The organism is Schaalia canis, assembly GCF_003858455.1.
GTDB lineage: Bacteria > Actinomycetota > Actinomycetes > Actinomycetales > Actinomycetaceae > Pauljensenia > Pauljensenia canis.
Map to the genome: position 1 here is coordinate 40,157 of NZ_RQZF01000001.1, position 25,781 is coordinate 65,937.

Annotated in this window: 21 protein-coding genes and 1 tRNA gene; 16 read left to right on the forward strand and 6 right to left on the reverse strand. The window is 56.8% G+C overall.

The features are described 5' to 3' along the window. Window positions 1–8 precede the first annotated feature (8 nt). From lpdA to EII11_RS00190, 3 genes are all read right to left on the reverse strand, one after another. Window positions 9–1,382 (reverse strand): dihydrolipoyl dehydrogenase, encoded by a 1,374-nt coding sequence (lpdA, locus tag EII11_RS00180; protein ID WP_124867415.1) that lies wholly within the window; start codon window positions 1,380–1,382, stop codon window positions 9–11. A gap of 165 nt (window positions 1,383–1,547) precedes the next feature. Further along, window positions 1,548–2,009 carry a tRNA (cytidine(34)-2'-O)-methyltransferase gene (locus tag EII11_RS00185; RefSeq protein WP_124867417.1) on the reverse strand — a complete coding sequence of 154 codons (462 nt, stop codon included), beginning with the start codon at window positions 2,007–2,009 and terminating at the stop codon, window positions 1,548–1,550. Window positions 2,010–2,033: 24 nt separating this feature from the next. Then, window positions 2,034–2,567, reverse strand: a complete 534-nt coding sequence (locus tag EII11_RS00190; protein ID WP_124867419.1) for a YbhB/YbcL family Raf kinase inhibitor-like protein — start codon at window positions 2,565–2,567, stop codon at window positions 2,034–2,036. A 100-nt stretch (window positions 2,568–2,667) separates the two neighbouring features. On the opposite strand from EII11_RS00190, the gene EII11_RS00195 reads away from it, so the two are divergent. The 4 genes from EII11_RS00195 to EII11_RS00210 are packed head-to-tail and all read left to right on the forward strand — an operon-like array spanning window position 2,668 to window position 8,846. Then, on the forward strand, window positions 2,668–3,201 hold the full coding sequence (locus EII11_RS00195; protein ID WP_124867421.1) for a hypothetical protein: 534 nt from the start codon (window positions 2,668–2,670) through the stop codon (window positions 3,199–3,201). Then, window positions 3,198–4,904 carry a DNA polymerase Y family protein gene (locus tag EII11_RS00200; protein ID WP_124867423.1) on the forward strand — a complete coding sequence of 569 codons (1,707 nt, stop codon included), beginning with the start codon at window positions 3,198–3,200 and terminating at the stop codon, window positions 4,902–4,904. The genes EII11_RS00195 and EII11_RS00200 overlap by 4 nt, the downstream gene beginning before the upstream one ends. A 43-nt stretch (window positions 4,905–4,947) precedes the next feature. Next, a complete protein-coding gene (locus EII11_RS00205) occupies window positions 4,948–5,562 on the forward strand; it encodes a thymidine kinase (RefSeq protein WP_124867425.1) in 615 nt (204 codons plus the stop codon). Between the two features lie 50 nt (window positions 5,563–5,612). Beyond that, complete coding sequence (locus tag EII11_RS00210) at window positions 5,613–8,846, forward strand: DEAD/DEAH box helicase (protein WP_165867009.1); 3,234 nt, start codon at window positions 5,613–5,615, stop codon at window positions 8,844–8,846. A gap of 61 nt (window positions 8,847–8,907) precedes the next feature. Here EII11_RS00210 and EII11_RS00215 read toward each other — a convergent pair whose 3' ends face one another. After that, window positions 8,908–9,942, reverse strand: a complete 1,035-nt coding sequence (locus EII11_RS00215) for an alcohol dehydrogenase catalytic domain-containing protein (RefSeq protein ID WP_240623019.1) — start codon at window positions 9,940–9,942, stop codon at window positions 8,908–8,910. Window positions 9,943–10,020: 78 nt separating this feature from the next. On the opposite strand from EII11_RS00215, the gene EII11_RS00220 reads away from it, so the two are divergent. From EII11_RS00220 to EII11_RS10430, 7 genes are all read left to right on the forward strand, one after another. Next, complete coding sequence (locus EII11_RS00220; protein WP_205649180.1) at window positions 10,021–13,341, forward strand: error-prone DNA polymerase; 3,321 nt, start codon at window positions 10,021–10,023, stop codon at window positions 13,339–13,341. Between the two features lie 121 nt (window positions 13,342–13,462). Next, window positions 13,463–13,945: a MarR family winged helix-turn-helix transcriptional regulator gene (locus EII11_RS00225; RefSeq protein ID WP_205649198.1), complete on the forward strand. Its 483-nt coding sequence runs from the start codon at window positions 13,463–13,465 to the stop codon at window positions 13,943–13,945. Between the two features lie 237 nt (window positions 13,946–14,182). Then, a tRNA-Leu gene (locus EII11_RS00230) sits at window positions 14,183–14,269 on the forward strand. 181 nt (window positions 14,270–14,450) lie between these two features. Beyond that, window positions 14,451–15,137 (forward strand): DsbA family oxidoreductase, encoded by a 687-nt coding sequence (locus tag EII11_RS00235; protein WP_124868218.1) that lies wholly within the window; start codon window positions 14,451–14,453, stop codon window positions 15,135–15,137. After that, window positions 15,134–16,207 (forward strand): GNAT family N-acetyltransferase, encoded by a 1,074-nt coding sequence (locus EII11_RS00240; RefSeq protein ID WP_124867434.1) that lies wholly within the window; start codon window positions 15,134–15,136, stop codon window positions 16,205–16,207. The genes EII11_RS00235 and EII11_RS00240 overlap by 4 nt, the downstream gene beginning before the upstream one ends. 168 nt (window positions 16,208–16,375) lie before the next feature. Beyond that, complete coding sequence (locus EII11_RS00245; protein ID WP_124867436.1) at window positions 16,376–17,473, forward strand: NAD(P)/FAD-dependent oxidoreductase; 1,098 nt, start codon at window positions 16,376–16,378, stop codon at window positions 17,471–17,473. Between the two features lie 71 nt (window positions 17,474–17,544). Continuing rightward, window positions 17,545–17,838 carry a DNA primase gene (locus EII11_RS10430; protein ID WP_165867011.1) on the forward strand — a complete coding sequence of 98 codons (294 nt, stop codon included), beginning with the start codon at window positions 17,545–17,547 and terminating at the stop codon, window positions 17,836–17,838. Between the two features lie 42 nt (window positions 17,839–17,880). Here EII11_RS10430 and EII11_RS00255 read toward each other — a convergent pair whose 3' ends face one another. Continuing rightward, window positions 17,881–18,822, reverse strand: a complete 942-nt coding sequence (locus tag EII11_RS00255) for an aldo/keto reductase (RefSeq protein ID WP_124867439.1) — start codon at window positions 18,820–18,822, stop codon at window positions 17,881–17,883. 90 nt (window positions 18,823–18,912) lie between these two features. On the opposite strand from EII11_RS00255, the gene EII11_RS00260 reads away from it, so the two are divergent. Next, window positions 18,913–19,770, forward strand: coding sequence for an undecaprenyl-diphosphate phosphatase (locus tag EII11_RS00260; protein WP_124867441.1), 858 nt, complete (start codon window positions 18,913–18,915; stop codon window positions 19,768–19,770). Window positions 19,771–19,775: 5 nt separating this feature from the next. Continuing rightward, window positions 19,776–20,468: an HAD family hydrolase gene (locus EII11_RS00265; protein ID WP_124867443.1), complete on the forward strand. Its 693-nt coding sequence runs from the start codon at window positions 19,776–19,778 to the stop codon at window positions 20,466–20,468. A gap of 22 nt (window positions 20,469–20,490) precedes the next feature. Here EII11_RS00265 and EII11_RS00270 read toward each other — a convergent pair whose 3' ends face one another. Next, entirely contained in the window at window positions 20,491–21,444 is a 954-nt protein-coding gene (locus EII11_RS00270; protein WP_124867445.1) for a RecB family exonuclease, read from the reverse strand. An 83-nt stretch (window positions 21,445–21,527) separates the two neighbouring features. Between EII11_RS00270 and EII11_RS00275 the strand changes: the two genes are divergently transcribed. Genes EII11_RS00275 through dop form a run of 3 tightly spaced genes read left to right on the forward strand, consistent with a single transcriptional unit; the run spans window position 21,528 to window position 25,778 of the window. Next, complete coding sequence (locus EII11_RS00275) at window positions 21,528–22,622, forward strand: tRNA (adenine-N1)-methyltransferase (protein WP_124867447.1); 1,095 nt, start codon at window positions 21,528–21,530, stop codon at window positions 22,620–22,622. Continuing rightward, on the forward strand, window positions 22,615–24,210 hold the full coding sequence (gene arc / locus EII11_RS00280) for a proteasome ATPase (protein WP_124867449.1): 1,596 nt from the start codon (window positions 22,615–22,617) through the stop codon (window positions 24,208–24,210). Before EII11_RS00275 ends, arc begins: the two co-directional genes overlap by 8 nt. Continuing rightward, window positions 24,207–25,778, forward strand: a complete 1,572-nt coding sequence (gene dop, locus EII11_RS00285) for a depupylase/deamidase Dop (protein ID WP_124867451.1) — start codon at window positions 24,207–24,209, stop codon at window positions 25,776–25,778. The genes arc and dop overlap by 4 nt, the downstream gene beginning before the upstream one ends. Window positions 25,779–25,781: the final 3 nt, after the last annotated feature.

Below are 25,781 nucleotides of genomic sequence, written 5' to 3' on the forward strand. Positions count from 1 at the left end.
ACTTTTGGTCAGTTATGGGAGTGGAGAGGCTTACCCGCCAAGGCGAGGGCAGCTTCACCGATGGATTCGTTTTGAGTGGGGTGAGCGTGAATGAGCGCAGCCACATCTTCAGGGTACGCCTCCCAGTTCACCAAGAGTTCGCCTTCACCAACCTGTTCGCCGATGCGGGCACCAATACCGTGGAAGCCCACGATTGGACCACCCTCAACGGAAACCAGCTTAATAAAGCCGGTAGTACCAAGGATATTGGACTTGCCGTTGCCTGCAAGGTTGTATTCAACGGAACGCACAGCATCGCCGTACTGTTCACGGGCTTGCTTTTCAGTCAGCCCCACAGAAGCAATCTCAGGCTCACAGAAGGTCACGCGGGGGATTCCAGATTCCACAATGGGAGCAGGGTTAAGACCAGCGATTTCTTCGGCAACGAAAATGCCTTGAAGGAAACCACGGTGAGCGAGTTGCAGCCCGGGCACAATGTCGCCGACGGCGTAGATATTGCCCACGCCGGTGTGGAGACGGTCATTGGTGAGAACGAAACCGCGATCCATTGAGATGCCAGCTTCTTCATAGCCCAGACCCGCGGTAACAGGGCCACGGCCAACGGCTACAAGCAACACATCAGCGTCGAAGGTTTTGCCATCCTCGGTCGTCACATGGACACCTGATTCATCCTGGGTGGCACCAGTGAAGCGAGTGTTGGTGTGGAAAGCGATACCGCGCTTACGGAAAGAACGCTCCAGGTGCTTCGAGATGGCCTCATCTTCGTTAGCTGCCAGGTGGGGCAGTGCCTCAAGGATTGTGACTTCAGCACCGAAAGAACGCCATACGGAGGCAAACTCTAGGCCAATGACGCCGCCGCCAAGGACGATGGCCTTCTGGGGAACCCACTCCATCTGGAGAGCCTGATCGGAGCTGATAATGCGCCCACCAATCTCCAGGCCGGGGATGGACCGAGAGTAGGAGCCGGTGGCAAGAATGACATGACGGCCAGTGATTCGACGACCGTCAACCTCGACGGTGTCCTGGGAAACCAGTCGGCCCCACCCCTGGATGATGTCAACATTGCGCGATGCGAGGAGTCCCTGCAGGCCCTTGTAGAGCTTCGTAATGACTGAATCGCGGTAGGCCCCCACCTTGGCCATGTCAATACCGTGGAAGGTTGATGACACGCCAAATTGTTCGGATTCACGAACGGCGTCAGCGGTTTCGGCGGCGTGCAGGTAAGCCTTGGTGGGGATACAACCGCGGTGCAGGCAGGTGCCGCCAACTTTGTCGCCATCGATCAAAGCTACTGTCATGCCCAACTGAGAACCGCGAAGGGCAGCAGCATAGCCGCCCGATCCAGCACCCAAAATGACGAGGTCGTACGTGGGTTCGCTCACGTAATCCACTCCTTAATTGTGAAAATAACGGGGATGTCCGTATGGGCCTATTGTCCCACTCTGGAGCGCGCTTTTCCTCCCTCTTTTGCAAAAAATCAGGGTGGGAACTCCCACATTAGGAAAATGTGTCCCACTGCTGTGTGGGAATACGGCGCTCTGGGGAGATCAAGCGCCTCCGGGGAAACCGCACTGGCGCCAGGCCTCGTACAGCGCAATAGAAGCGGAGTTCGCCAGATTCAAAGAGCGAGCCCCTGGGCGCATATGGATGCGCACGAGGCCGTCTACTTCGGGGTGGTCAAGCACCCACTGAGGGAGTCCATCTGGCTCTGGCCCAAACAGGAGGCCGTCACCGTCGCTGTAGGAAATGTCGGTGTAGAGAGTGGAGCTGTGCCCGGTGAAGGCCCAGATTTTGCCAGGGATCTCTGCCAAAGCATCTTCCAGCGAAGGGTGAACTTTCACATGGGCTAGGTCGTGATAATCCAGGCCAGCTCGACGTAGCTTCGCGTCATCCATATCGAAAGCCAAAGGCTCAATGAGATGGAGCATTGACCCTGTGCACGCCGACAGGCGAATTGCTGCGCCGGTATTTCCAGGGATCTTTGGTTCGAAGAAAATAATGTGAAGCATCGGCTCTCAACTTAGACGAGGAACTTAGGCGATGGCGTAGGTGGCAGTAAGGGTTGCCCGCGCAATCGTATGGAAGGCGAGATGAAAGGCACACTCGGCGGGAGTGGCTTCATCGTCAATCCCTAAAGTTTCCACATCAAGGGCGTGGATCGCAAAAATATAGCGGTGCGGGCGATCCTGGGGTGGGGGAGCGGCCCCAAAATACTCTGCCCCTCCGTGGTCGACGCGCAGGTGGAAGGCTGCGCCGTCAAGCAGAAGATCTGATCCCCCCTGGCCCTGGGTAAGCTCAGTTGTTGAGGCGTCAAGATCAACGATTGTCCAATGCCACCATCCCGAGGGAGTAGGGGCGTCGGGGTCGAAACAGGAGACAACAAAGCTTTGCGTTTCCTCTGGGAAATCTGACCAGCGCAAATGGGGGGAGACATTTCCTCCTTCAGCGCTATGAAGAGGTGGCAGAGCCTGTCCATCCTGCAGATCGTCAGACTCGAGAATGAAAGAGGGGACGGGAGGGAGAAGGTCGTAGGGATTAGGAGCAAGGGGGCGGTCAAGTGATGTCATGGCCGGGCCTTCCGGTGTGAAACGACAAAAACGGGATCCCTCCCCTACAATCATCGAACAGGTGTTCGATAGTTGTTGTGGGGAGTGAGGTGTTCATCCGATGGCGCAAGAAAATGTTCATAGACTTGCGCACGCTCGTGACATTCTCATGGGCGCACACAACGCTATGGGAATAGCACAGACACGTCCTGACCTCCAGCTTGCCTCAAAAAGTGGCAGAAAAACACCCCCAGGAACGATCTACTTCATTTCAGGAGCACAAAAAGACTTTAATGATGCGCTTTTAGACTGTGCCACCCCTCTGTCCTGGGTTGCTGTTGCAGCACTACCCGAGATTGGTTGGCAACGCTTAAGCGAACAAGGGCTCAATCTCGACAGGGTTGTCATTATTCCCGAACTGGACGTTCTCGGTGAAAGAGTGCTCTACATTCTGGCCTCTGCGATGGACATTCTGTGTGTGGGGGATGTTCCACTCAGTGCCCAAGGACGTAAACGCATTGCAGCAAAAGCTCGACAAAAGGGCTGCCTCATTCTCAGTGCAACCCCGTGGCAGGGACTCTCGCGTCCTTTCCCTCAAACCTCACAGGCAGTAGATGCGGCAGGGCATCTCTCTTCACGGATGGTGGGAACATGACCAGGGGAATACGGCGTTTTGTTCTTTGGGTACCTGACTGGCCCACAGCCTGCTTGATCCTAGGAACTCCTCCAGGCGCGCCAGCCGTCCTCGTTGAACGTGGTCGCATACACCACACCACTGTTGCTGCCCGCCAAGCGGGGGTGCGAACGGGGATGAGTACACGCACTGCTCAGCATCTGTGTCCAGAACTCCTGATGAGCAGCGCCGATCCTGACGCAGAAGCCGCTTACTTTGAAGAAATTGTGCAAGCCTGCGAAGAAAAGGTTGCCAATATTGCTGTATTGCGCCCAGGACTTGCCTGGGGCCCCATCGGGCCTCCAGCGCGCTGGCACGGCAGTGAAGAACAGGCAGCAGAAGAGATCATCGACTCAGTGAGTCAACGCACCGGGGTTGAATGCTTCATTGGAATCGCCGACGGAACACTGGCCCCCCTACTGGCTGCCCGCTCAGGAAAGATCATTCCTCCAGGTCAGAGTCAGACTTATCTTGCAGATCTCTCTCTTGAGCGTATTCCCTATCTTCTTCCTGGATATGGAGACATTTTCGCCCCGCTTATCGCCACTCTCAACAAACTCGGGATGAGTCATGTCCGAGATCTATATCGTGCCGATACTTACGCTCTGCGCTCTCGTTTTGGTCGACCAATGGAGTCCCTCCTGGCATGTGTCACCGGCTCAGATCTACACCTGGCTCACAGGCAACGCGCCTGTACCGAACTCACATTCTCATGCGGCATTGACCCTCCTGCATACCAGGTCGAACATGCGATCATTCCAATGCAGCGCATCGCTCAAGAAATCGCCGACGCTCTTGGCGCGCGTGGCGTGAGCGCCCAAAGCCTCAGGATCACTCTGCACAGTGAGGCCGGACAAACCCGAACCCGTACCTGGAATGGCTGCGATGCGCGCGATACTCACATTGTCCTTGAGCGCCTACGATGGCACGCTCAGGGCTGGATGACTCTGAATGACCTGTCTTCCGAAGACGCTCCCCGCGGCCCGCTCAGTGCGATTGATGTAATTGTCAGTGATTTTATTTCTGCCCCTGAAAGTGACTACCTGTGGGGAAAAGAAGCACGCAAAGAGGGCATTGACCGCGCCATCACGCAGATTCAGGCCCTACTCGGTGAAGATGCCGCCCTCAGCGTGACCCTCCAAGGAGGACATGATCCACGCAGCCGGACTCTTTTGCGCCCGTGGGGAAACAGCAAGGCAGGGGCAATCTCCTGTGAAGGAGAATGGGAAGGAGGCGTCACTCAAAACCCCGACACCCTCTGTCACCCTCCTATTCCCGCCACTTTATCGAGTGCGCAGGATCAAGAAAGCACAGAGGCGGAGGTACACCTTCTGACCCCCGGGCCCCTAGCCTCCTCACTTGCTCAAGGTAGTGCCTCTGGGCGAGAGCCCTGCCTACCCCCCAAGCCGGTGGTCGTCACCGCGCGAGGAGTGCTGAGCGCCATCCCAACTCACATGAGTCTTCGTGCACGCCCTCGCTCGGCCGCTCTGGCTCATTGGGAAAAAGACCACCTCTACGCCATTCAAAGTGTGAGTCCCCTGTGGGTTGTACGCGGCCGATGGTGGGACCAAAAGGATCACGACAGAACACACAGAGCCTACATGCGCGTCACAACAGAAAAAGGGCCGGACCTGCTTCTGATGTTTCGTGCAGGTCAATGGTGGGTTGAAGGAGCCTACGCTTAGAGCGCTAGGATGACAGGGACAACTCTTAAAGAAGGGGAGCCGAATGGCTAAGTTGTACTTCCGGTACGGAGCGATGAACTCAGGGAAATCAACCGCTCTGCTGCAAGTCGCTTACAACTATGAAGAACGAGGGCAACGTGTCCTTCTAATGAAGCCCCACATCGACATCAAAGGGGATAAGAACATCCTCTCGCGTCTTGGAGTTGCTCGCGAAGTTGACATTCTCATCGAAACAGAAGATTCCCTCCGCGAGCGCGTCGCCTGTGCCAGCGCCCAGGATGCGCAATCTCCCGAACATCCCCGGCCCGTAGCCGCCATTTTGATTGATGAAGCGCAATTCCTCACGCCCACGCAAGTAGACGATGCCCTGAGGCTAGCGGTAGAGGACAATATTCCCGTACTTGCGTACGGTATTCGCACAGACTTCAAAACCGTGGCTTTCCCGGGCGCTCGACGTCTTTTAGAAATCAGTCATTCCCTTGAGGAGCTCAAAACCATCTGCCGATGCGGCCGAAAAGCAATCTTCAATGGGCGTCGAATCGGAGACGCCTTTGTCTTCGACGGGAATCAAGTATCTATTGACGGTATCGACGCTGAATATGAATCCCTCTGCGGAGTGTGCTACCTCCAAGAATCCCACGGAGCGTTGGGGGAATAACGATCGACACCGCCCGTACTCCACGCCAGCAGGAGCTCTTGCACCTGCTTATGCGTCTAAGCGATGAAGACCTCAAAGCACAGGTTGGAAGCGTGCAATGGGGCCACGGTCAACGTGCCTTTCACCAGGGGCGAGTTTCCTCCTGCGAATGGGATGGGGACGCCGTAGCGGGTCGCATCCGAGCCGATGGCTTGGCCTACAGGGCTGTACTCGCCGCTCATGACGGTCGACTGCGTTCCCAATGTGCATGCCTTCTGGAAGGCGATTGCCAACACACGGTTGCGCTTTTTCTTCGGGCTCGGGAAACAGCTATTGCTCAGGAGCAACGCCTGCAGGTCAACGTTCAACATTGGCGTGAAGAACTCGATCTGCTGCTGGGGGGAAGTGGCGCTTCAGGTGATTCCCTTGCCCTTTACATTGAAGTCCGCGCACCCGGAGAAGAAATATGGCTCACCCCTATGCGTCCCGGACAAACTCGACGGTGGGTGACAAAACGAGCAAGTTGGACTGATCTGACATCTACCCAATGGGCATCCGTTACGGACGGATTAAATCCCACCCACGTTGCAGCCTTCCGAGACGGATACAGAATGTCACGGCGAGGCCGCCAATGGTTTTCTCCCGGAGAAGTGAGCCTGTCCTCCATAGGAGAAGAAGCTTTCAGTTGGCTACGACGTCTTCAGAGCATGGGCGTCACCCTGCTATGCGACACCCACGAATGGCAAGAGATCGTCTTAGAACACAAAGGACCCAGCTCCTTCTATTCCTTGAAGCGCACAACAGAAGGTATTACCCTCAGGCCGCAGCTACGTCCTGCCCCTCCATCACATGCTGTAGGCTTCCACGACCCTGATACCGGCCTGTTCATCATGGAGGGTGGTTGCCGCCTTCGCAGCCAAGACAGTAACGCAGAAGCCTGCCTCGAAGAACTGCCGATACTCAACATTCCTCACAGCGACGAGGCGGAGTTTTGGGCCTACCATCTTGAAAGTCTGAAAGCACGCTACGACGTGGAAGTCGATAGTGACGCGGCCGTAGAAGCCCCTCGAGTCTGCCTGAATGTCGCAACAAGTAGCAAGGAAAAGATTCATGTGACATGGGGACTCACCTATGTCACCCCACAGGGGCCAACTACCGTGCCTCTAGATCCAGACTTTTTGCGTGAAGGAGTCATTGACCCGCGTGTGCCGCCCCTCTTGGAGCATGTGCGACGCTCCATCTGCGCCAGCGATACTGAACAGCTCCTCAACATGAGCACAGAGAAAGTTGCGCAGCATACTCGCGCATGGGAACCTCTTGCCCTGCCCGCTTGGCGCGCTCCCGAACTCCTCGACATGTCCGATTCTCTCTCAGAACACCCGCATATCGTGTGGCAGATTGCCCCCGAGATCGCTGAACTCGTTGTCAGCGACACGCCTTTGGAACTCGCAATTGACCTCCAAGCGACACGCGACAACGACTGGTTTGATCTACAGGCCACCCTCAGCGTAGGAAATGAGAAGGTTCCCTTTGAACGCGTACTACGCGCCGTTGCCGCAGGAGAAGAATATCTTCACGTCAACGGCACATGGGTACGTATTGAATCCGAACGCATCGAAGAACTCCGGGACCTACTCGCGCAAGCTGCACTCATACACCCCACATCCACAGGGAAAGCTCGCCTTCAGCCCTGGCATGTCAGCCTCTGGGAATCAATCTGCGGGCTCTCCCACCACGCTACCGCCTCTCAACAATGGACCGAACGCATACAGTCTCTTCCTGGACGAGGCAGCATCGACCCACTTCCCCTCGCAGGCATCGACGCTCACCTATTGCGTTCCTACCAGCGCGCAGGGCACGAATGGCTAACGGGCCTCATGCGCTCCAATATGGGAGGGATTCTTGCCGACGACATGGGCCTGGGAAAGACCCTACAGATCCTCGCAGCTATCGCCTCATACAAGCAGCATCAGCTCACACTCTCCACCACTCATAGCACAACACCATCCACACAACCAGAAACAACTCCTTATAGCAACGCAGGCAAGGACGCGCGCACCCTTCCAATTCTGGTTGTCGCTCCCACCTCGGTCGTGGGAATCTGGGAGGCTGAATCACGCCGATGGTTCCCTCACCTCAAGATCGAAACAGTTACCACCACGCAGAAAAAAGCCCTACACGCCCTCACCCACATCCGAGAAAAAGCCGATATCGTCGTCACCTCCTACGCTGTCGCTCGACTCGATGCCTCCCTCTGGGCCGAACACCCCTGGGGCGGCCTCATCATCGACGAAGCGCAAATGGTGAAGAATCCCCGCACTGCGGCTCACAAAGCCCTCGCTGATCTCACAACACCCTGGTGCATCGCAGTAACGGGAACGCCCATAGAAAACTCCCTGACTGACATATGGGCCATTTCTCGCCTCACCTGCCCGGGGCTACTCCCACGCTGGACAGACTTCAACGAAGGCATGCGGCGGCCCATCGAACAGGAGCGCTCCACACGTCACCTGCAACGCTTCCACTCCCTCGTTTCCCCCTTCATTTTGCGCCGAACAAAAGAAGACGTTGCCGCAGACCTTCCTGAACGCAGCGATTTCCTCCTCGAAATCCCCCTCACCGTCGAACATCGACGTCTCTACGAACGCCACCTCACCCGCGAGCGCGCCCATGTGCTAGGGATTTTGCGCCACGGGCGCGCCAACCGGATGGAAGTGCTGGCCGCTATGACGCGATTGCGACAACTCGCACTCGACCCCGCCCTCGTTGACCGAGAACACGCGGATATCTCCTCAGCAAAAACAGACTTCCTTGTCGAACAACTCGAACAAATCGTGCCCGGCGGACACCAAGTACTCGTGTTCAGCCAATTCACCTCCTACCTGGCACGAATAGCTCGCGCACTCGCAGGCGCTGGAATCTCTTTCGTGCAGCTTGACGGCACAACTCGCCACCGGCAGGCAATCATCAATACCTTCCGCGAAGGCAAAGCAAGCGTTTTCCTCATCTCCCTCAAGGCAGGCGGAACAGGCCTTACCCTAACGGAAGCCGACTACGTCTACGTCATGGATCCCTGGTGGAACCCTGCCGCCGAAGAACAGGCCATCGACCGAGCTCACCGCATCGGTCAAGACAAGAAAGTCACGGTCTATCGCCTCGTCGCACAGAGCACCATCGAACATAAGGTTATTGCCCTTCAAGAACGCAAACGCGCCCTCGTTGATGCAGTCATGAGCGAAGAATCCTTCGGACAAAATCAGCTCAAGGTAGAAGATATACGCGCCCTTTTCGACTCCGTCTGGTAAGCGCCGCCCAATCTGCAGGCAGGAAAGCAGCGGATTCGGGGAGTATTTCTAACGGTCCTGTTTACGGCAGGAGCGCTACTTTCAGCCCCAGGCGCTCGCGGACCGTGCGCACAGCTTCTTCAAGTTTGCTCAAGGGGAAGGTGTGTGTCACAAGAGCAGAAAGATCAATCTCTTCGTTGGCGATCATCTGCACAGCTCGTCGATGGTCCTCGAAGCGAGCATTTGCACTTCCCACGATGCTGATCTCACGATAGTGGATGGCATTGGGATCGATGTCGACCGTGATTCCCTTCGGGAAACCGGCAAAGAAATCGATCGTTCCACCGGAACGCACACATTCCAAGGCGGGCGTGATCGCTTCAGAGGCGCCTACTGCAAGAATGGCGAGGTCTGCTCCCTGCCCTTCGGTTTCATTGAGGACAAAGTCTCGTAGGTCCTCGCCCGTCAGGGAAGTTGTCACGGTGGCGCCCATGCTGTGGGCAGGAGCGAGTCGCCCCTGCCTGCCGCAGGCGATCACCCGCGCACCTGCATGAGCGGCCAGAGCACAGTGCATCAATCCGATTGGCCCTGTGCCAATGACCAGCACGGTCATGCCAGCATCAATGGGACTACGTCGCTGCCCGTTTAAGCAGCAGCTTAAAGGCTCAGCCAGGGCCAAAAGCGGGGCTGGCACTTCCTGTGGAGGTGAGATCACGCATCCGCGTTCTAAAGCAGCGGCGGGAATACGCACATATTCTGCCAAACCGCCATCAAACTCATAGCCAAAGAGTTTCAGAGAATCGCAGAGATTCTCTTGTCCACGTCGGCAAGGTGGACACTGTCCGCACACCACAGCGGGGGAAACCGAAACCTGCTGACCAATATGCCAGTTCTTGACAGCGCTGCCGACTTCAGCAATGCGACCGGCAAACTCGTGTCCAAGAATGACGCCGGGGCGAACACCGGCAGTTTTTGTCCCATCCATCAAACGTAAGTCAGTGCCGCAAATAGTGTTGGCTTCGATGGCAACCAAAAGCTCATTGGCATCAATCGTGGGGCGGGGCACGGGCTCATAGCTCAAATGGCCAGGCCTATGAAGGACGGCAGCGTTCATCATCACTGTTCTAGCCTAGTAATTTCAGCGCATGAGGCAAAACAAAAACAGGGAATCGAACATATGTTCTATACTGTGGGGATGGGCCCCGCAGCTTACGCAGAACTTCACGCACACTCAGCTTTTACCTTCCTGGAAGGCTCTTCCCAACCTGAGGAACTTGTTGCTGCTGCCCGCAATGTCGGATTAGAAGCCCTTGCAGTCCTTGACGTCGACGGCATGTATTCGGCGATTCAAAGCGCAACGGCCGCACGACTTCAAGGGGTGCCCTATGTGCACGGTGCTGAACTGACCCTCGATCCGACCTATTTTGTTGACCTTCGCTTCAACGAGGCTCTTTCCCCCGGCTGGGGGCTGGTAAAAGGTGCTGATGAACCGGGTATTCGACTGCCGATTCTTGCTCAAACTCCTGAGGGATACACGCGTCTTTGCCGGGCTATGAGTGAGTACACCCTTTCTCACCCGGGGCAGCGCTTCTGCCGTCATTACCTGCCGACCTTGGCAGAACACGCTGGGGGCCAGTGGGCCGTGCTGACAGGAAGCGCACGAGGCCCCCTTCGCCGAGCGCTCCGCAGTGAAGGCATTGATGCCGCACGGAAAGTTCTTAGGGAGCTCATTGAGCTTTTTGGTTCTGAGAACGTGCTGGTGGAAAGCGTCTTGACGCCAACAGACCCCCCAGAATTAGCTGACACTCTTGCTGAACTTGCGCAGTGGGCGAAACTTCCCCTTGTCGCCACCGGGGCAGTGCGCAGTGCAACTCCCGCTGGTCAACACCTCGCAGATGTATTGACAGCAACGCGTCTGCACGCCACTTTGACGCAGGTGGAAGCCCACCTGCCTGCACAAGGGGCCTTTTTGCGCAGTGCTGAAGAAATGTGTGCCATCCACTGGCGTCATCCGCAGGCTGTCAGAACTGCTGCCGAATACGGGCGAGAGTTCGCCTTTGATCTACGACTTATTGCCCCTGAGCTCCCACGCGCATATGTACCCGCAGGTCATACGGACGCGACATGGCTCAGAGAGCTGACCTACCGTGGTGCTCAAGAACGCTATGGTACGCGCGAGGAACATCCACGGGCATGGCGCACTATTGATCACGAACTAGAAGTCATCGAAGCCCTCACATTCCCCGGATATTTTCTTATCGTCAAGGAAATCGTTGATTTCTGCGCTCAGCAGGGTATCTACTGTCAAGGGCGTGGCTCTGCAGCAAACTCAGCGGTGTGTTACGCCCTCGGAATTACCGCCGTAGACGCCGTCCAGCATCAGTTGCTTTTTGAACGTTTCTTATCAACAGGTCGCTCGGGGCCCCCAGATATTGACATTGACATTGAGTCTGAGCGCCGTGAAGAAGTCATCCAACATGTTTACGCTCGTTACGGACGAGAATATGCCGCACAGGTAGCTACAGTGATTAGCTACCGTGCTCGTTCAGCAACCTACGACGCGGCAAAGGCACTCGGCTTTCCTGAGGAAGTTTCTCGAGCATGGTCAAAGAATCGACATCGCTGGGAAGAAGAGGAAGCGAGCACCATCCAGCAGCTCACGCAGGAATCCCCAGCCGACACCGACAACAATCGTCGTGAGCAAAGGAACCCTAGCCCCACACATACCGCGGTCTCGATCTCTCAACTCCCGACACAGGTGCGCCGTGTTGCTGACGCTCTGAAACGTTTGCCTCGCCATATGGGAATCCACACCGGAGGGATGGTTCTGACAAAAACTCCAGTCTCAGAAGTGTGTCCAATTTCCTGGGCCGCCACCCCCGATCGCAGTGTCCTGCAATGGGACAAGGACGATTGCGCGGACGCTGGCCTTGTGAAGTTTGATCTTCTTGGTTTAGGGATGCTCAGTGCTCTTCGGCGTGGTTTTCAATGGATTGAATCCTTCGGTGAACGTGGGGATGAGGGAACGCCGTACTCTTTACATAATCTTCCTCACGAAGATCCTCGTATTTACGACCTGCTGTGTGCAGCAGATACGGTTGGGGTGTTTCAAGTGGAGTCGCGAGCGCAGATGAACACTCTGCCTCGTCTGCGACCGCGTTGCTTTTACGACATTGTTGTTGAGGTGGCCCTCATCCGCCCTGGGCCTATCCAGGGGCAGGCCGTTAACCCCTATTTGCGGCGTCGACGAGGTGAAGAAGCGATCACATACCTGCATGAGGCTCTCAAACCTGCCCTTGAAAAAACTATGGGAGTAGCGATCTTTCAGGAACAACTGATGCAGATCGCGATGGATGCAGCAGGTTTTACTCCTGCGCAAGCTGATGAGCTGCGTCGTGCCATGGGGTCTAAACGATCACCGGAACGGATGGCGGCTCTTTACCCCCTATTGGTTGAAGGGATGGCTGAGCGGGGGATCGGACAAGAAGTGGCCGACCAGGTGTATCGGCATTTGCAGGGCTTTGCTGAGTTTGGTTTTCCAGAATCGCATGCTTTTTCTTTTGCTCACCTGGTGTACTCCTCATCCTGGATGAAGGTCTACTACCCGGAAGTTTTCTATGCGGCGCTTCTTGCTTCCCAACCAATGGGTTTTTATTCGCCGGCTTCGCTTGTGCATGATGCGCGACGCCATGGCGTGCGTGTGGGGCGTCCTGATGTGAATCTTTCGCAGATAAAGGCCCATCCGCGATTGTGCTGTGAGGAACAAGACGCTGAGGAAAGGCGCTGGAGCAGGGGAGTGAGGGTGTCTTCCCGGTGGGAGTTGCGACTTGGATTGGACAGTATCGCAGGACTTGGCGAGGCCGCTCGCCGGATCGTTGACGCCAGGGGAGAGCATCCTTTCGTTGATAGTGCGGATTTAGCTCGGCGCTCTCGTTTAAGTCGGCATGAAATGGATTTGCTTGCTCAGGCTGGCGCTCTGGAGAGTATGGGAATCGAACGTCGTGCGGGGATGTGGGAGGCGGCACAAGTTGGGGGAGAGAAGGAAGAACAAGCAGTTCTGCCGGGATTGGAGCTTGTTGTCCCGTCTCCCCAGTTCGATGCCATGAATGGTGCTGAAGTTCTGGTTGCTGACTACGAAGCCATGCGCGTGACCCCGGAAAGTCACCCTATCGAGCATATTCGTCAGCGCTTAGATTCAAGGGGGGTCAGCAGGGCGGATCGCATCTGTCGAGGATTAAAAGGGCAAATCGTGAGTGTTGCCGGATTAGTTACTCACCGCCAAGCTCCTGCAACAGGGAAGGGGATTGTTTTTCTCTCCCTTGAAGACGAAACAGGTCTTATTAACATCACCTGCAGCGCGGGTATGTGGAAGAGATTCTCAACCGTGGGCCGAGAAAGCTCAGCATTGATCGTTCGGGGCATGGTTGAGGAAGGACATGGTGCGGTGAGTATCCTGGCACATCATATGGAGCCAATAGCAGGACGAAAGATGGTTCACTCTCGTGATTTTCGCTAACTAGGTCTAAGGGATGTTAGAGAAGAGCAAAGAGTATGCCAGACTATTGGTGTGTAGACATACTTTCTCATAAAGGGAGCTTAATATGTCTGCCGAGGTGACCATGAAATCTGGGGGAACTATGACTGAAGGACAACGAAAAAATCCGATCAATGAGTTTGACAACCAGCGCTCCAAGGCCTGGCGAGTATTTTTTGAGGCGTCGGGTCGCCTGCAAGGCATCCTTGAAGCGCGTTTGAAGAAGTCGTACAACGTTAGTCTGCCTGACTACAACATTCTTCTGGCGCTATGGGAGGCTGAGCTTCACACCCTGCGTATGGGGGAGATTGCCGAGAAGGTTGTCTACTCGCCCTCTCGAGTGACCTACCTGGTCAATAACCTCGTCAAGGACGGGCTCGTTGAACGAGTGCCAGCGGCAAACGATGGCCGAGGCTATGACGCAGTTTTGACAGAAAAGGGCGTCACAACAGTTCTGAAGGTGACTGAATTGCACCAAGAGACTGTGCGTGAGTACCTGCTTGATGGCATGACAGAAGAAGACATCGACCAGATTGTTCGCGTCTTCTTGGCCGTTGAGCGACGTCTGAAAAAGAGCGCTATCTGAGTGCGAGTGACTTTCTAACGAGCTCTCAGTCGCACTCTTCATGCGTCCGACGTGACTGACGCCACTGCCTTAATTAGTGGCTGAAAGTGCGTCGAAGTCGGGTTCAAACCCGAAGAAAACGCTCAAACCTGCGGAAAAATCGAAGAATACAGCCGATTTGGCGAAGGTGACCCCAAACGTGCTAATCTCTTACTCGCACACGGGGCCAGAACTTGTGACTGACTCGTGAAGTCACCTGCGCGGGTGGCGGAATAGGCAGACGCGCTAGCTTGAGGTGCTAGTCCTCATTATTCGAGGGTGGGGGTTCAAGTCCCCCTCCGCGCACTTAACTGAATAGGTGGGAAACCGCCAGTCAGTTGCGGCGACATGGTTTCGACCATGTCGCCGTTTTTCTTTTCTTCTGGTGAATCCACGCTGAACCGCATACCTGAGTCGGCTCAACACTCACCGAAAATAGCTGAGTTACGACACGCTGCTCGTGGAGATGACTCTTAAGGGAGGCACAATGCATATTGACGTGTGGGCCGATGTCACCTGCCCGTGGTGCTACCTGGGGGTGCGCCACCTACGCGGAGCACTCGCCTCTTTCCCTTATGCTGATCGTGTTGAGGTCGCACTCCATGCGTACTTCCTTGATCCAGAGCTTGACGTGCGCTGGGAAAAATCCCACGCCCACTACATGACGAACCGTCGAGGCTGGGACTTCCAAGAACTGCAGGCAGCATACGAGCGCCTGGACAAACTTGGTCGCGCTGAAGGGATTGTCTTTGATTGGGATCGCACTGTCGTTGCCCCCACGTCTAATGCCTTCCGTCTGATTGCTGCAGCGCGTGAAGAAGACCTCTACCGCGACCACACAACGGGGGCAGACACCCTCCACTTCAAGGTCTGGGAGGCAATCGCTCGCGCGCACTTGGAGATGGGCCTCGATATTTCCCATCCCGAGGAGCTTGTCGGCTGCGCTCAGGATGTCGGCATGGACCCTCACGATGCCCTCAGCGCTTTAGCGGACGAGGAATACGCCGCTCAGGCATTTTCCGACTACCAGATCGCCGTACAAATGGGTATTGAATCTGTGCCCACCTTCCTCATTAATCAACAATTCGTTGTCCAAGGTGCCCAACCTGTTACCGCTATGACGAATATGCTGACAACCGCTTGGAATACCACCCATGAAGGAGACCCCCGATGAGTCGAAACGGCCAAGTTGACGCACTTGAACCCCGCACCCTTATCGGTGAGCGCATCATCCTCGCGCCCTTGACGCTTGACGACGTGACGGATATGCACCATCACGCTCAAGACCCTGAAATTCCGCGCTGGACCACAGTCCCCAACCCCTACACCCGAGATATGGCCGAGGAATGGATCAAGGGAGCGGTTCAGGCCACTACCTGGGACAAAGGCGAGCCTATCTGGGCAATTCGTCAGAGTGGCGCGGGCACATTCATGGGTCTTTTCTCTCTGTTCCGCGCAGGCGACCGCGCCCACGAAGTCGCCTACTGGATTGGAAAAGAATTCCGCGGCCAGGGTTACGTGACCGAGGCTGTTAATCTTGTTGCCGATTGGGCATTTCGTGACCTTCATGCGGGTCGTATCCTCTGGCGTGCCAAGGTCGGAAACTGGCCCTCCTGGAAGATTGCTTGGCAATGTGGTTTCAAGCGCGAAGGCGTCTGGCGCGGTGTGACAATGGGGAATGAGGTTACCGACCAGTGGGCAGCGTCCTTGCTTCCTGGCGATACTCGTAGCCCTCGCACGCCGTGGGACGGGCCTGGCCCCGCAGCAGGCCAAGGGCCCGCACTTGATCCCTCGCAGCCGGGGGAACTGGTTGCCCAATTCCACCGCACCTACTCCATGCCTGACCGCCTGGCAGCAGGTGAAACGCCTACGGTGGACTACGAGCGCCTCAATATGCGTATGGGACTCATTGGCGAGGAATTTGCCGAACTCATGGGTGCTGTTTACGGGCCCCAGGCGCGTGCCATTACGGAAGAGGCTTTCGCTCGTGGCGTAGCCTCTGACGAAGGCTCACGCGACGTCGTAGAGGCAGCAGACGCCCTAGCTGACATGATCTACGTCATCTACGGCATGGCCCTCGAATCCGGCATTAACCTTGACGCTGTTCTTGCTGAAGTCCAGGCATCCAACCTCTCCAAGCTCATGCCCGATGGCTCCGTGAAACTGCGAGAAGACGGCAAAGTCCTCAAGGGGCCCGATTTCTTCCCGCCAAACGTGGCACGCGCCCTCGGCCTCGACAAATAGGAACGGCCCGAAACGGTCGTGAGGGATTCCGAGGCGTCCCCACGACCAAACAGGGAGGCAATAGCGTCATCATCCTCACACTACTGAGTAGGCCCTCAGTCATCTATTACGGATGGCACCTGACGTGAGATGATGGAGTGAGTTTTAAAGCAGACAGGAGAAACAACTGTGGCTCGTATCGTGGTGATTGGTGGCGGTTATGGCGGCATTACCGTAGCGAAGGGGCTTGACCCGCTGGCCGACGTCATTCTCATCGAACAAAAAGATCAGTTTGTTCACCATGCTGCCGCACTGCGCGCAGCCGTTGATGACGTGTGGGAAAACGCCATCTTCATGCCCTACTCCAACCTCCTTACCCGCGGCACCGTTATCCAGGGAACCGTCGCGAAGGTTGAAGGCACCACCGTTTACGTTTACGGTCAAGACCCTATCGAAGCTGACTACGTCATCTTCGCAACCGGGTCAACCTACCCCTTCCCCGCGAAGTATTCCTCCTCACGCGCTCAAGTTGCTAAAGCCCGTCTGGAACAGCTGCATGAGAACCTCGCCGCAGCCGAATCCGTGCTCATTGTTGGTGGCGGCACCGTCGGTATCGAACTCACCGGCGAGCTAGCCAGCGCCTTCCCCTCCCTCCAGATCACCATCGTGGAAAAAGCTGACGATCTGCTCTCCAACCCGGGTTACACCAATGAACTGCGCGAAGAAATCAAGGACCAGCTCAAGGAACTCGGCGTCCGCGTGATCACCGGAGCTGAACTGGCATACCTTCCGCCTCACAATGTCGGCGAACTCGGACACTTCACCGTTGCCACTAAAGACGGTGAAACCATTGAGGCTGACATCTGGTTCCAGTGCTTTGGATCCCGCGCAAACTCTGGCTACCTAGTTGGCACTGAATACGAGGCGCTTCTTCACCCCGATGGCACTTTGCGGGTCGAACCGACCATGCAGGTCACCGGACACGAGAATGTCTACGCCGTGGGTGACCTGACCGACGTGCGCGAATCGAAGCGAGCCGATGCCGCTCGTCAGCAGGCCCGCGTTGTCATCTCTAATATTGCTTCGCAGCTTTCTGGCGATGCACCCGAAGTGTCCTACCAGCCCACGAAGGAATGGGTCATTCTTCCCCTCGGGCCACAGATGGGTGCTTCGCAGCTTCTCGATGCCGATGGTGAAACCCGCATCCTTGGTATGGAAGAAACTGCGGAAATCAAGGGAACTGACCTGATGGTGTCGGTTATCCGATCGCAGCTCAACCTGCCCTGATCGATAACAGATAGGCTGCTTTATGAGCCCCCGGTCACACCGGGGGCTCATGTGCAGGTAGGCTTATGTCTATGGGTACTGAACCGCGTAAAGCACTCGATGAGCTTATTGAAGCCTTCCGACTCCACTTTGAGGTGGCGAACTCTGATGTCGATAGTGACTCAGACGAGTTGCTTGACGCTGAGGAACGCCTATCGGACGCATTTTTCACCTACGATGACATCCTCTTCACAACACTCGGTATTGAATTGCCCTTCGACATTGTTGATGAGGATGATTTTGAGGATGACTTCGACGAAGATGACCTCGACGACGATGACCTTGACGAGGATGAAGACGACGATCTTCTCATCATTGAGGTTTAAGCCTTCGGGGATACTCCGACTGCTTCCTTGATCGCCGCGCGTTTATCGCGTGGCGATTTCCGTGAGTACCTGACGAATCTGTCCAGGCAGAGGCTCCGTTGACCCTCCAAGAATCTGCTCCAACTGGCGTAGAGTACGCGGCCCGACAATCGTTGATGAAACTCCCGCGAGGTCACGGACCCAGGCCACAGCAACATCAAGTGGCGTCCGCCCCAAGCCTTCAGCAGCCCGAACGACCGCTTCAACAATGCCCAGGTGTTCTCCGCTGAGCGCCCACTCCACAAGGTGATGAAGATGCGCCGAGGCAGCCCGCGAATCCGGCGGAGTCGAATGGCGATACTTCCCAGTCAACACACCTCCGGCCAAAGGTGAATGGGCCAGCAATCCAAGGCCCTCCTTCTGCGACAGATGGATGAGGGAGGCGCCGCGCGGGTATGTCAGTAAAGAGACATCCTCTTCGCAGGCAGTTAAGGGTGCTTTCCCAGCTCCGTTGACATATCCGCAGGCCCAGGCCGTATCCCAGAGCCCACGGTGAGACATACCCAAATAGTGCACAGTGCCTCGCTCATGGAGAGCAACTGCAGTATCTACCGTTTCTTTTAACGGTGTGACGTGATCTGGACCTGTGACAAGAAGATCAAGGTAGGGCGTATCCAATACGCGACGAGCAGTATCCACGGCTCGCAGCAAGGAAGCACGCGAAGCAGCAGGTGAAGAAACATCGCTATGCACAGGGGATAGCCCTTCACGCAGCGCAATGACAATACGGCTACGCTCGACTTCTTTCAGGGCTATGGCAAGTGTCTCAAGAGCTGCGCCGTCACCATAGGAAGTGGACACCTCAACGAGGGTGCCGCCCGCATCAACGAAGGCAGCAAGCATGTCAATTGCTTCATTTTCCTGTGTATCACGGCCCCACAATAAGGTCCCTAGTCCAAGGTTAGAAACAAACAAACCTGAGTATCCACAGCGGCGAGAATCCATGTCACTACCGTAATGGGTATTACGCCACTAAGCGGGTAATCATCGCGCAGACAGACAAGATTCTTCAGGGCGGAGCGTAAAGTAGAACGCATGAGTTGGCTCGATGCAATCATTCTTGGCCTCGTTCAAGGCCTCACGGAATTCCTTCCTATTTCCTCATCCGCACACCTGCGTATTGTCAGTGAACTACTCGGAATTACTGATCCAGGTGCAGCTTTTACCGCCATCACCCAGATTGGCACCGAGCTTGCGGTCCTCATTATCTTCTGGAAGGACATCGTCCGAATCCTCGGTGCATGGTTTTCCTCCATGCCGTGGGTACCCGCCGCCAAGCGCACAGCTTCCTCGAACCCTGATGTTCGCATGGGATGGATGATCATTGTCGGCTCGCTGCCGATCGGTATTCTGGGCCTTCTTCTTCAAGACTGGATTGACACGACGTTCAGGAACCTGTGGATTACCGTTGTCATGCTTGCCCTGTTTGCTGTGCTCCTTGGATGGGCTGACCGCCACGGGCCACGCACCAAATCTCTTAGCACCATGTCGTGGAAGGATGCCGTCCTCTACGGTTTCGCTCAGGCAATGGCGCTTATCCCCGGCGTGTCTCGTTCGGGAGGAACCATCACGATGGGGCGTTTTATGGGCTATTCCCGCCCTGAAGCAGCACGCTACTCCTTCCTCCTCGCCCTCCCTGCCGTTTTCGCCTCGGGCTTCTACAAGGTTGCTAAGGTTGCCACAGGCGGCGACTATGTTGAGGTTGGCCCCACGATCCTGGCTACTGTCGTAGCTTTTGCCATCGGGTACGCGGTCATTGTCTGGTTCCTCAAGCTCATCTCGACCGGCTCTTTCGCACCCTTCGTCTACTATCGTTTGGGCCTGGCGGCAGTAATTACTGTTCTTCTTGTCACCGGTGTTCTCTCGCCTGTCTCCACCGCAGTAGGAGTCTAAGTCTCGTGTCCGTGCACCTTCCCGCCGCTGTCCTTTTAGATCAAGACGGCACAATTATTGACTCTGAGCCAATTTGGGATGAGGTTGAATTCGAGCTCACCCGCGAGCTGGGCGGCACTCTCACCCCCGAGATTCGCCAGACCTTTATAGGCGGACCGCTTGATGCCACCGCACGCACCATTATCGAACTCACGGGTACCTCGGTCAGCCAAGACGAGATCGAGCATGAGATCGTCGAACGTGTGGCCCGCACCATCCACACACGAGGTGTCCGCTGGCTTCCCGGCGTTGCTGACTTCCTGACCCGAATGAGGAGCTTGGGTTTGCCCATTGCCGTCGTGACAGCCTCTTACCACCGCATCGCTGATGCGGTCATGGCAAATGCTCCTGTTGAAGGCATCACGCTCATGGTTGCCGGCGATGACGTGGAGCGCCCTAAGCCGGACCCGGCTGGCTACCTATTGGCTGCTGAACGCCTGGGAGTCCCCCCAGAAGACTGTGTCGCGGTGGAGGATTCCTTCCCGGGGATGCGTGCGGCCGTTGATGCCGGGGCGCGCACGATTATGGTGCCAGGTATGCAACACCTCGAACTTTTCCCTGGGGTGAGTCGAGTGAGGTCCTTGGCCGATATTGACGCTGACCTTCTTAGTCGTGTCATGTCAGGAGAGAGCGTCGATTTGAGTGACGTTGCGGCTTGAACTCCGATAAGGAGCCCGTGGCTTAGCTCGCGCGCGTCTGGAGTAGCTTTTCAATTCCATCCTCTGGCAGAGGAGGGGTCGTCCCGCCAAAGAGTGGGCAGGCTGCACGCACACCGCACCAGTTACACAGCGGATTTTTCCGAGGCGCGAAGGCCCCGCGGCGCGCATCGGCTTCAATGGCGTCCCAGAGGCGTGCGATCTCGAAACGGAAACGTTCAATGTCGGCGGCTTCAGGATCAAAGGTTAGAACCTGACCAGACTTGAGATAGAGCAGTTGTGTCCGAGCCGGAAGGCGATCTGTGAGCTGAAGTAGCAGCGCGTAGAAACGCATCTGAAAGAGTGCATCTTCCTGGAAACGTGGAGAGGGCGCACGCCCCGTCTTGTAGTCCACCACACGCAAAGCCCCATTGGGCGCCCGATCAATGCGGTCAATGAAGCCGCGCAGGCGCACGCCTTCGGGGGTGTGAGCAACCACATGGCTTTCACGCCCGTAGGGTTCAAGCCAGCGCGGATCTTCGATACGGAAGTAATGATCGACCATGTCTCTGGTCTGTGCCATCCACTCACTGAACTCTTCGACGGTGGGAAAGAGCGCACTGACCTCGTCATTGTTCTCTTTCATTGCCTCCCACAGCGGAGTGACCAGCTCCTGGGCAGCTTCACGAGTGCGTTCTGCAGCGGGCGCATCGTAGAGATTCTCTAGGACAGAGTGGACGAGTGTGCCTCTTGCCGTGGCCTGGGTGGGAGGTTCTTTCATGCGATCCACCACATGAAGCCGGTACTGCAACGGACAGCGTTGATATTCCTTGGCCCGAGATGCTGATAGGGCTGGCCGCCAATCCTGCCCCACTTCTGCACCACCCCGCACACCCGGAGCCTGCAATTGCGGGGCCTGCGTGGAGGCAGCAATGGGCCCAGCGGATACCGAAGCTGGGGAAGAAGAGAGAGAAGAGTCGGCGGTGGTGGAATCAGTCATGGACTAACCGTAACCGGTTCCACCCGAAACAGTGTGATTCTCACAGGCCTGGAAGACGAAGAAAGCGGTAGGATCGTCAAACGATGAGCATCGAATCAAATACCACCAGCACTCGTCCTCTTCTTGGTCAAGACGCGCGCCGCGGCCCCCTGCGTGAGGGGGACCGCGTTCAGATCCGCGACCCGAAGGGACGGCTTCATACGATCGTCCTCCAAACCGGCGGACGCTTCCAAACCAACCGTGGCACGCTTTTGCATGACGAGGTGATCGGCCGCCCCGATGGACAGGTAATCCTCACGCCCGAAGGTAAGCAATTCCAGATCCTGCGCCCCCTCCTGTCGGACTATGTCATGTCCATGCCGCGTGGCGCCGCAGTGGTCTACCCCAAGGATGCTGGAACCATCGTCCAAATGGGAGATATTTTTCCCGGTGCTCGCGTTGTTGAAGCAGGTGTCGGCTCTGGCGCGCTCGCCATGTCGCTGCTGAGCGCAGTGGGGGAGCACGGACACCTGATTTCTGTTGAACGTCGTGAAGAATTTGCTGAGATTGCACGCGGGAATGTCGACCTGTGGTTTGGCCGCCCCCACCCCGCGTGGGATCTGCGTGTTGGAGATGCCGCAGACGTCCTGATGAGTCTTGAGGCGGGGTCTGTTGACCGTGTTGTCTTGGACATGCTGGCCCCGTGGGAGAATCTCGAAGCCGTTGCTCACGCGCTTACTCCCGGTGGTGTGCTCCTGTGCTACATCGCCACCGTCACTCAGATGTCTCGTCTCGTTGAGGATCTACGGTCAACGGGCGATTTTACCGACCCTATCGCGTGGGAAACGCTCCAACGTGAGTGGCACCTTGATGGCCTCGCGGTACGCCCCGAACATCGAATGGTCGCCCACACGGGCTTCCTTCTCACTGCGCGTCGCCTTGCCCCCGGCGTTGATCCGCAAGAGCGCGACGTGCGCCCTGCGAAGTCTGCGGAAGGGCTTGACGGCATGTGGGATAACGAGGACGGCTGGTCAGACGAGGCCGTCGGCGCCCGCGTTCCCTCCGATAAGAAACTTCGGAAGGTGCGCCGTGACCTCAAAGCGAAGGTCGACGTCCTTGTCGCCGTTGATGAAGTGACGCCCGAGGGCACCACGCCTCGTGTAGAGACTGACGCAGAGGAAGGCCGAAATAATGAGTGAGGATTTCCTTGCCTCCCAGGTCGAGGACCTCAAAACTCGACTGATCTCTCAAGAGGAGAAGAACACTCGGCTAGCGGCTGCTTTGAGCACCGCTCGTAATCAGCTGGCCGCCATGCAACAGCAGGTGCGTCAGATTAACCAACCGCCGCATAACCTCGCCATTTTTGTCAGTGCTGATAGCGATGGACGCACCATCGAAGCTATCGTGCAAGGGCGCCTTATGCGCCTTGCCGTGGCACCTCAACTTGACCTCTCGTCCCTGTCAGCCGGCCAGCTTGTTCGTGTGGATGACAAGCTCATTGCCGTTGCTGCTGATCGTTTCCCACGCACGGGTACAGTCGCCACCGTCCTTGAACCTGTCGGTTTGGATCGGGTACTTGTTGGCGTCGAGGGCGGCGCCGAACACCTCCTGACCCTGGCAGGCCCGCTTCGTCATGGGAACTTGCGATCGGGGGATTCTGTCATTACCGATCTGCGCTCGGGCTATGCGTTTGAACGTATCGTGCGTTCTGACGTTGAAGCATTGCTCACCCCCGAGGTTCCTGACGTGTCCTATGAGGACATTGGTGGCCTGGCCTCGCAGATTCAGCAGGTACGCGACGCTATTGAGCTACCCTTCCGCCACCCGGAACTGTATCGCGATTATGGACTGCGCCCACCTAAAGGCATTTTGCTGTACGGCCCGCCAGGATCGGGAAAGACCCTCATTGCTAAGGCTGTTGCGAACTCATTGTCGGGGAAGGGCGCGGGTCAGCGCACCTACTTCCTGTCGATTAAAGGCCCTGAGCTGCTGAATAAGTTTGTGGGTGAGACGGAACGCCAAATTCGCGCGATCTTCTCTCGCGCCCGTACTTTGGCCAGCTCTGATGTGCCTGTTGTCATCTTCTTCGATGAGATGGAAGCCCTGTTCCGTACACGCGGCACCGGTATTTCTTCCGATGTTGAGACCATGATCGTCCCTCAACTCCTGGCGGAAATGGACGGCGTGGAATCCCTCGACAATGTCATCATTATCGGCGCCTCCAATCGCGCTGACATGATTGATCCTGCGGTACTCCGCCCCGGACGACTGGACGTGAGGATCCGTGTTGAACGCCCCGATCGCGAGGGTGCGCGTGACATTTTCTCGAAGTACCTCACCCCCGATCTGCCGCTACGCGCTGACGAGGTTGCCTCCGCAGGGTCGGTAGAGGCCGCTTTGAATGCCATGACCGAGGCCGCAGTTGAACGCCTCTACGCTCGCACTGAGGACACCGCACTCTTTGATGCCACGCTGTCCACAGGGGCGCGGATGCGTATTCACCTGGCTGATATTGTCTCCGGTGCCCTTATCGCAGGTACTGTTGAGAGGGCGAAGAAGAATGCCATTAAAGATGCTCTCCACGGGCGTGGACATGGTCTGGCTGTAGCCCACCTGCTTGATGGTGTTGCTGAAGAAATGCGTGAGTCAATGGAATTAGCTGCCTCGCAATCGGCAGAAGAATGGTCGCGCACTATTGGTATGAGGGAGGACATTGTTGGCATCAGCCCTCTCGCGGCACGAGTGAGCGACGGTCAGAGCAGGAGTCATGAGGAAGTCCAGGCATGAGCGTCGATAGGATCATCTCTACAGAAACCGAATACGGTGTCTACCGACCTGGCGACGTCTACGCCAACCCCGTGGCGCTTTCTTCCCACGTCGTTGCAGCTTACGCTCAGGTGTCTCGCGACAATACTCCGGCAGCAGGGGCGCCGCCCGTGCGCTGGGATTACACCGCAGAAGATCCGCTCAATGACTTGCGCGGCTACCGCATGGACCGGGCAGCAGCCCACGCCTCTCAGCTCACTGACGATCCCTATCACCTGGCACCTTCAGGGGGCAGTGAAGAGATCGCGCGTCCAACCCCTGAAGAGCTGGCACTGCCCGCAGCAACCGCAACGGTTCTGACCAATGGTGCTCGCTTGTACGTCGATCACGCGCACCCTGAGTACTCCGCGCCGGAAACACGTGGCCCGCGAGACGCTGTTCTGTGGGATCGTGCGGGCGAGGTTATTGCGAGACGCATGATGGAACAGGCCCACGCTCAGGGCCACGAGAACATTGTGCTGGTGAAGAACAACACTGATGGTAAGGGAGCCGCCTACGGTACCCATGAGAACTATCAGATGCAGCGTGATACGGATTTGGATGACATCATCCGCGGCCTTACTCCCTTCATGATTACCCGCCCGGTGACGTGTGGGGCGGGCCGCGTGGGTATCGGACAGCGTAGCGAAGTTGCCGGCTTCCAGATTTCCCAGCGTGCTGATTTCGTGGAGAACGAGGTTGGGCTCGAAACCACCTTTAATCGGCCGATTATCAACACCCGTGACGAACCCCACGCTGACCCGCGTCTTTACCGTAGGCTGCATGTTATCGGCGGGGACGGCAATATGTTTGATTGCTCAGCCTTCCTGCGTTTTGGCACCACGGCCCTTGTCCTGTGGGCGATCGAGGCAGGCATCGGGCTGGAATGGGAGGCCCTCGCTGTCTCCGACCCCGTCCAGGAAACCTGGGCGATTAGCCATCATCCCGACCTTGACTACCGAGTAAGTACGGCCGGAGGGCGTTCCTACACCGCCGTTGAGCTCCAGCTCCTCTACCGTGATCTAGTGCTTGCCACCTACGAACGCATGGGAATCGCACCAGACCCGGCAGCGCAAGAAGTTCTTGATCTGTGGGGGAGCGTATGTGAGCGTATGCGCTCGGATCTCTTCTCTGTTGCCACCGAGGTTGAATGGGTCGCCAAGTATCAGTTATTTGGACGTCAACGCGAACGACTCGGTGTGGACTGGGACGACCCGCGCATTGTTGCCATGGACCTGCAGTGGGCAGATCTGCGGCCCGGTCGCTCCCTTGTTGCTCGCCTCGATGCTGCTGGACGAGTTCGCCGCCTCTTCACCCCTGAAGAGGTTGAGGCCGCCGCCGATACCGCCCCCACCAATACTCGCGCCCACCTGCGGGGCATGGCCGTCGCTCAGGTACCTGGCTTGGTGAAAGCATCGTGGACCTCACTCGTTGTGGACGATCCTGCCCGTGCTGGTCTGGTCAGACGTCCACTACCTGACGCCCTCGATACCGATCCGGCGTTGGCCGATCTACTCCGTTCTGGCACCATAATTGAGGGAAACGCCTGAGGG

Bases quoted from the DNA above. Each gene is read 5' to 3' on its own strand.
- EII11_RS00240 (WP_124867434.1), top strand. From the start codon at position 15,134: ATGAGTCGAAACGGCCAAGTTGACGCACTTGAACCCCGCACCCTTATC.
- EII11_RS00185 (WP_124867417.1), bottom strand. From the start codon at position 2,009: ATGCTTCACATTATTTTCTTCGAACCAAAGATCCCTGGAAATACCGGC.
- EII11_RS00205 (WP_124867425.1), top strand. From the start codon at position 4,948: ATGGCTAAGTTGTACTTCCGGTACGGAGCGATGAACTCAGGGAAATCA.
- EII11_RS00260 (WP_124867441.1), top strand. From the start codon at position 18,913: ATGAGTTGGCTCGATGCAATCATTCTTGGCCTCGTTCAAGGCCTCACG.
- EII11_RS00200 (WP_124867423.1), top strand. From the start codon at position 3,198: ATGACCAGGGGAATACGGCGTTTTGTTCTTTGGGTACCTGACTGGCCC.
- EII11_RS00215 (WP_240623019.1), bottom strand. From the start codon at position 9,942: ATGATGAACGCTGCCGTCCTTCATAGGCCTGGCCATTTGAGCTATGAG.
- EII11_RS00195 (WP_124867421.1), top strand. From the start codon at position 2,668: ATGGCGCAAGAAAATGTTCATAGACTTGCGCACGCTCGTGACATTCTC.
- EII11_RS00220 (WP_205649180.1), top strand. From the start codon at position 10,021: ATGGGCCCCGCAGCTTACGCAGAACTTCACGCACACTCAGCTTTTACC.
- EII11_RS00270 (WP_124867445.1), bottom strand. From the start codon at position 21,444: ATGACTGATTCCACCACCGCCGACTCTTCTCTCTCTTCTTCCCCAGCT.
- EII11_RS00190 (WP_124867419.1), bottom strand. From the start codon at position 2,567: ATGACATCACTTGACCGCCCCCTTGCTCCTAATCCCTACGACCTTCTC.
- EII11_RS00225 (WP_205649198.1), top strand. From the start codon at position 13,463: ATGACTGAAGGACAACGAAAAAATCCGATCAATGAGTTTGACAACCAG.
- dop (WP_124867451.1), top strand. From the start codon at position 24,207: ATGAGCGTCGATAGGATCATCTCTACAGAAACCGAATACGGTGTCTAC.
- EII11_RS00255 (WP_124867439.1), bottom strand. From the start codon at position 18,822: ATGGATTCTCGCCGCTGTGGATACTCAGGTTTGTTTGTTTCTAACCTT.
- EII11_RS00275 (WP_124867447.1), top strand. From the start codon at position 21,528: ATGAGCATCGAATCAAATACCACCAGCACTCGTCCTCTTCTTGGTCAA.
- EII11_RS00235 (WP_124868218.1), top strand. From the start codon at position 14,451: ATGCATATTGACGTGTGGGCCGATGTCACCTGCCCGTGGTGCTACCTG.
- EII11_RS00210 (WP_165867009.1), top strand. From the start codon at position 5,613: ATGCGTCTAAGCGATGAAGACCTCAAAGCACAGGTTGGAAGCGTGCAA.
- arc (WP_124867449.1), top strand. From the start codon at position 22,615: ATGAGTGAGGATTTCCTTGCCTCCCAGGTCGAGGACCTCAAAACTCGA.
- EII11_RS10430 (WP_165867011.1), top strand. From the start codon at position 17,545: ATGGGTACTGAACCGCGTAAAGCACTCGATGAGCTTATTGAAGCCTTC.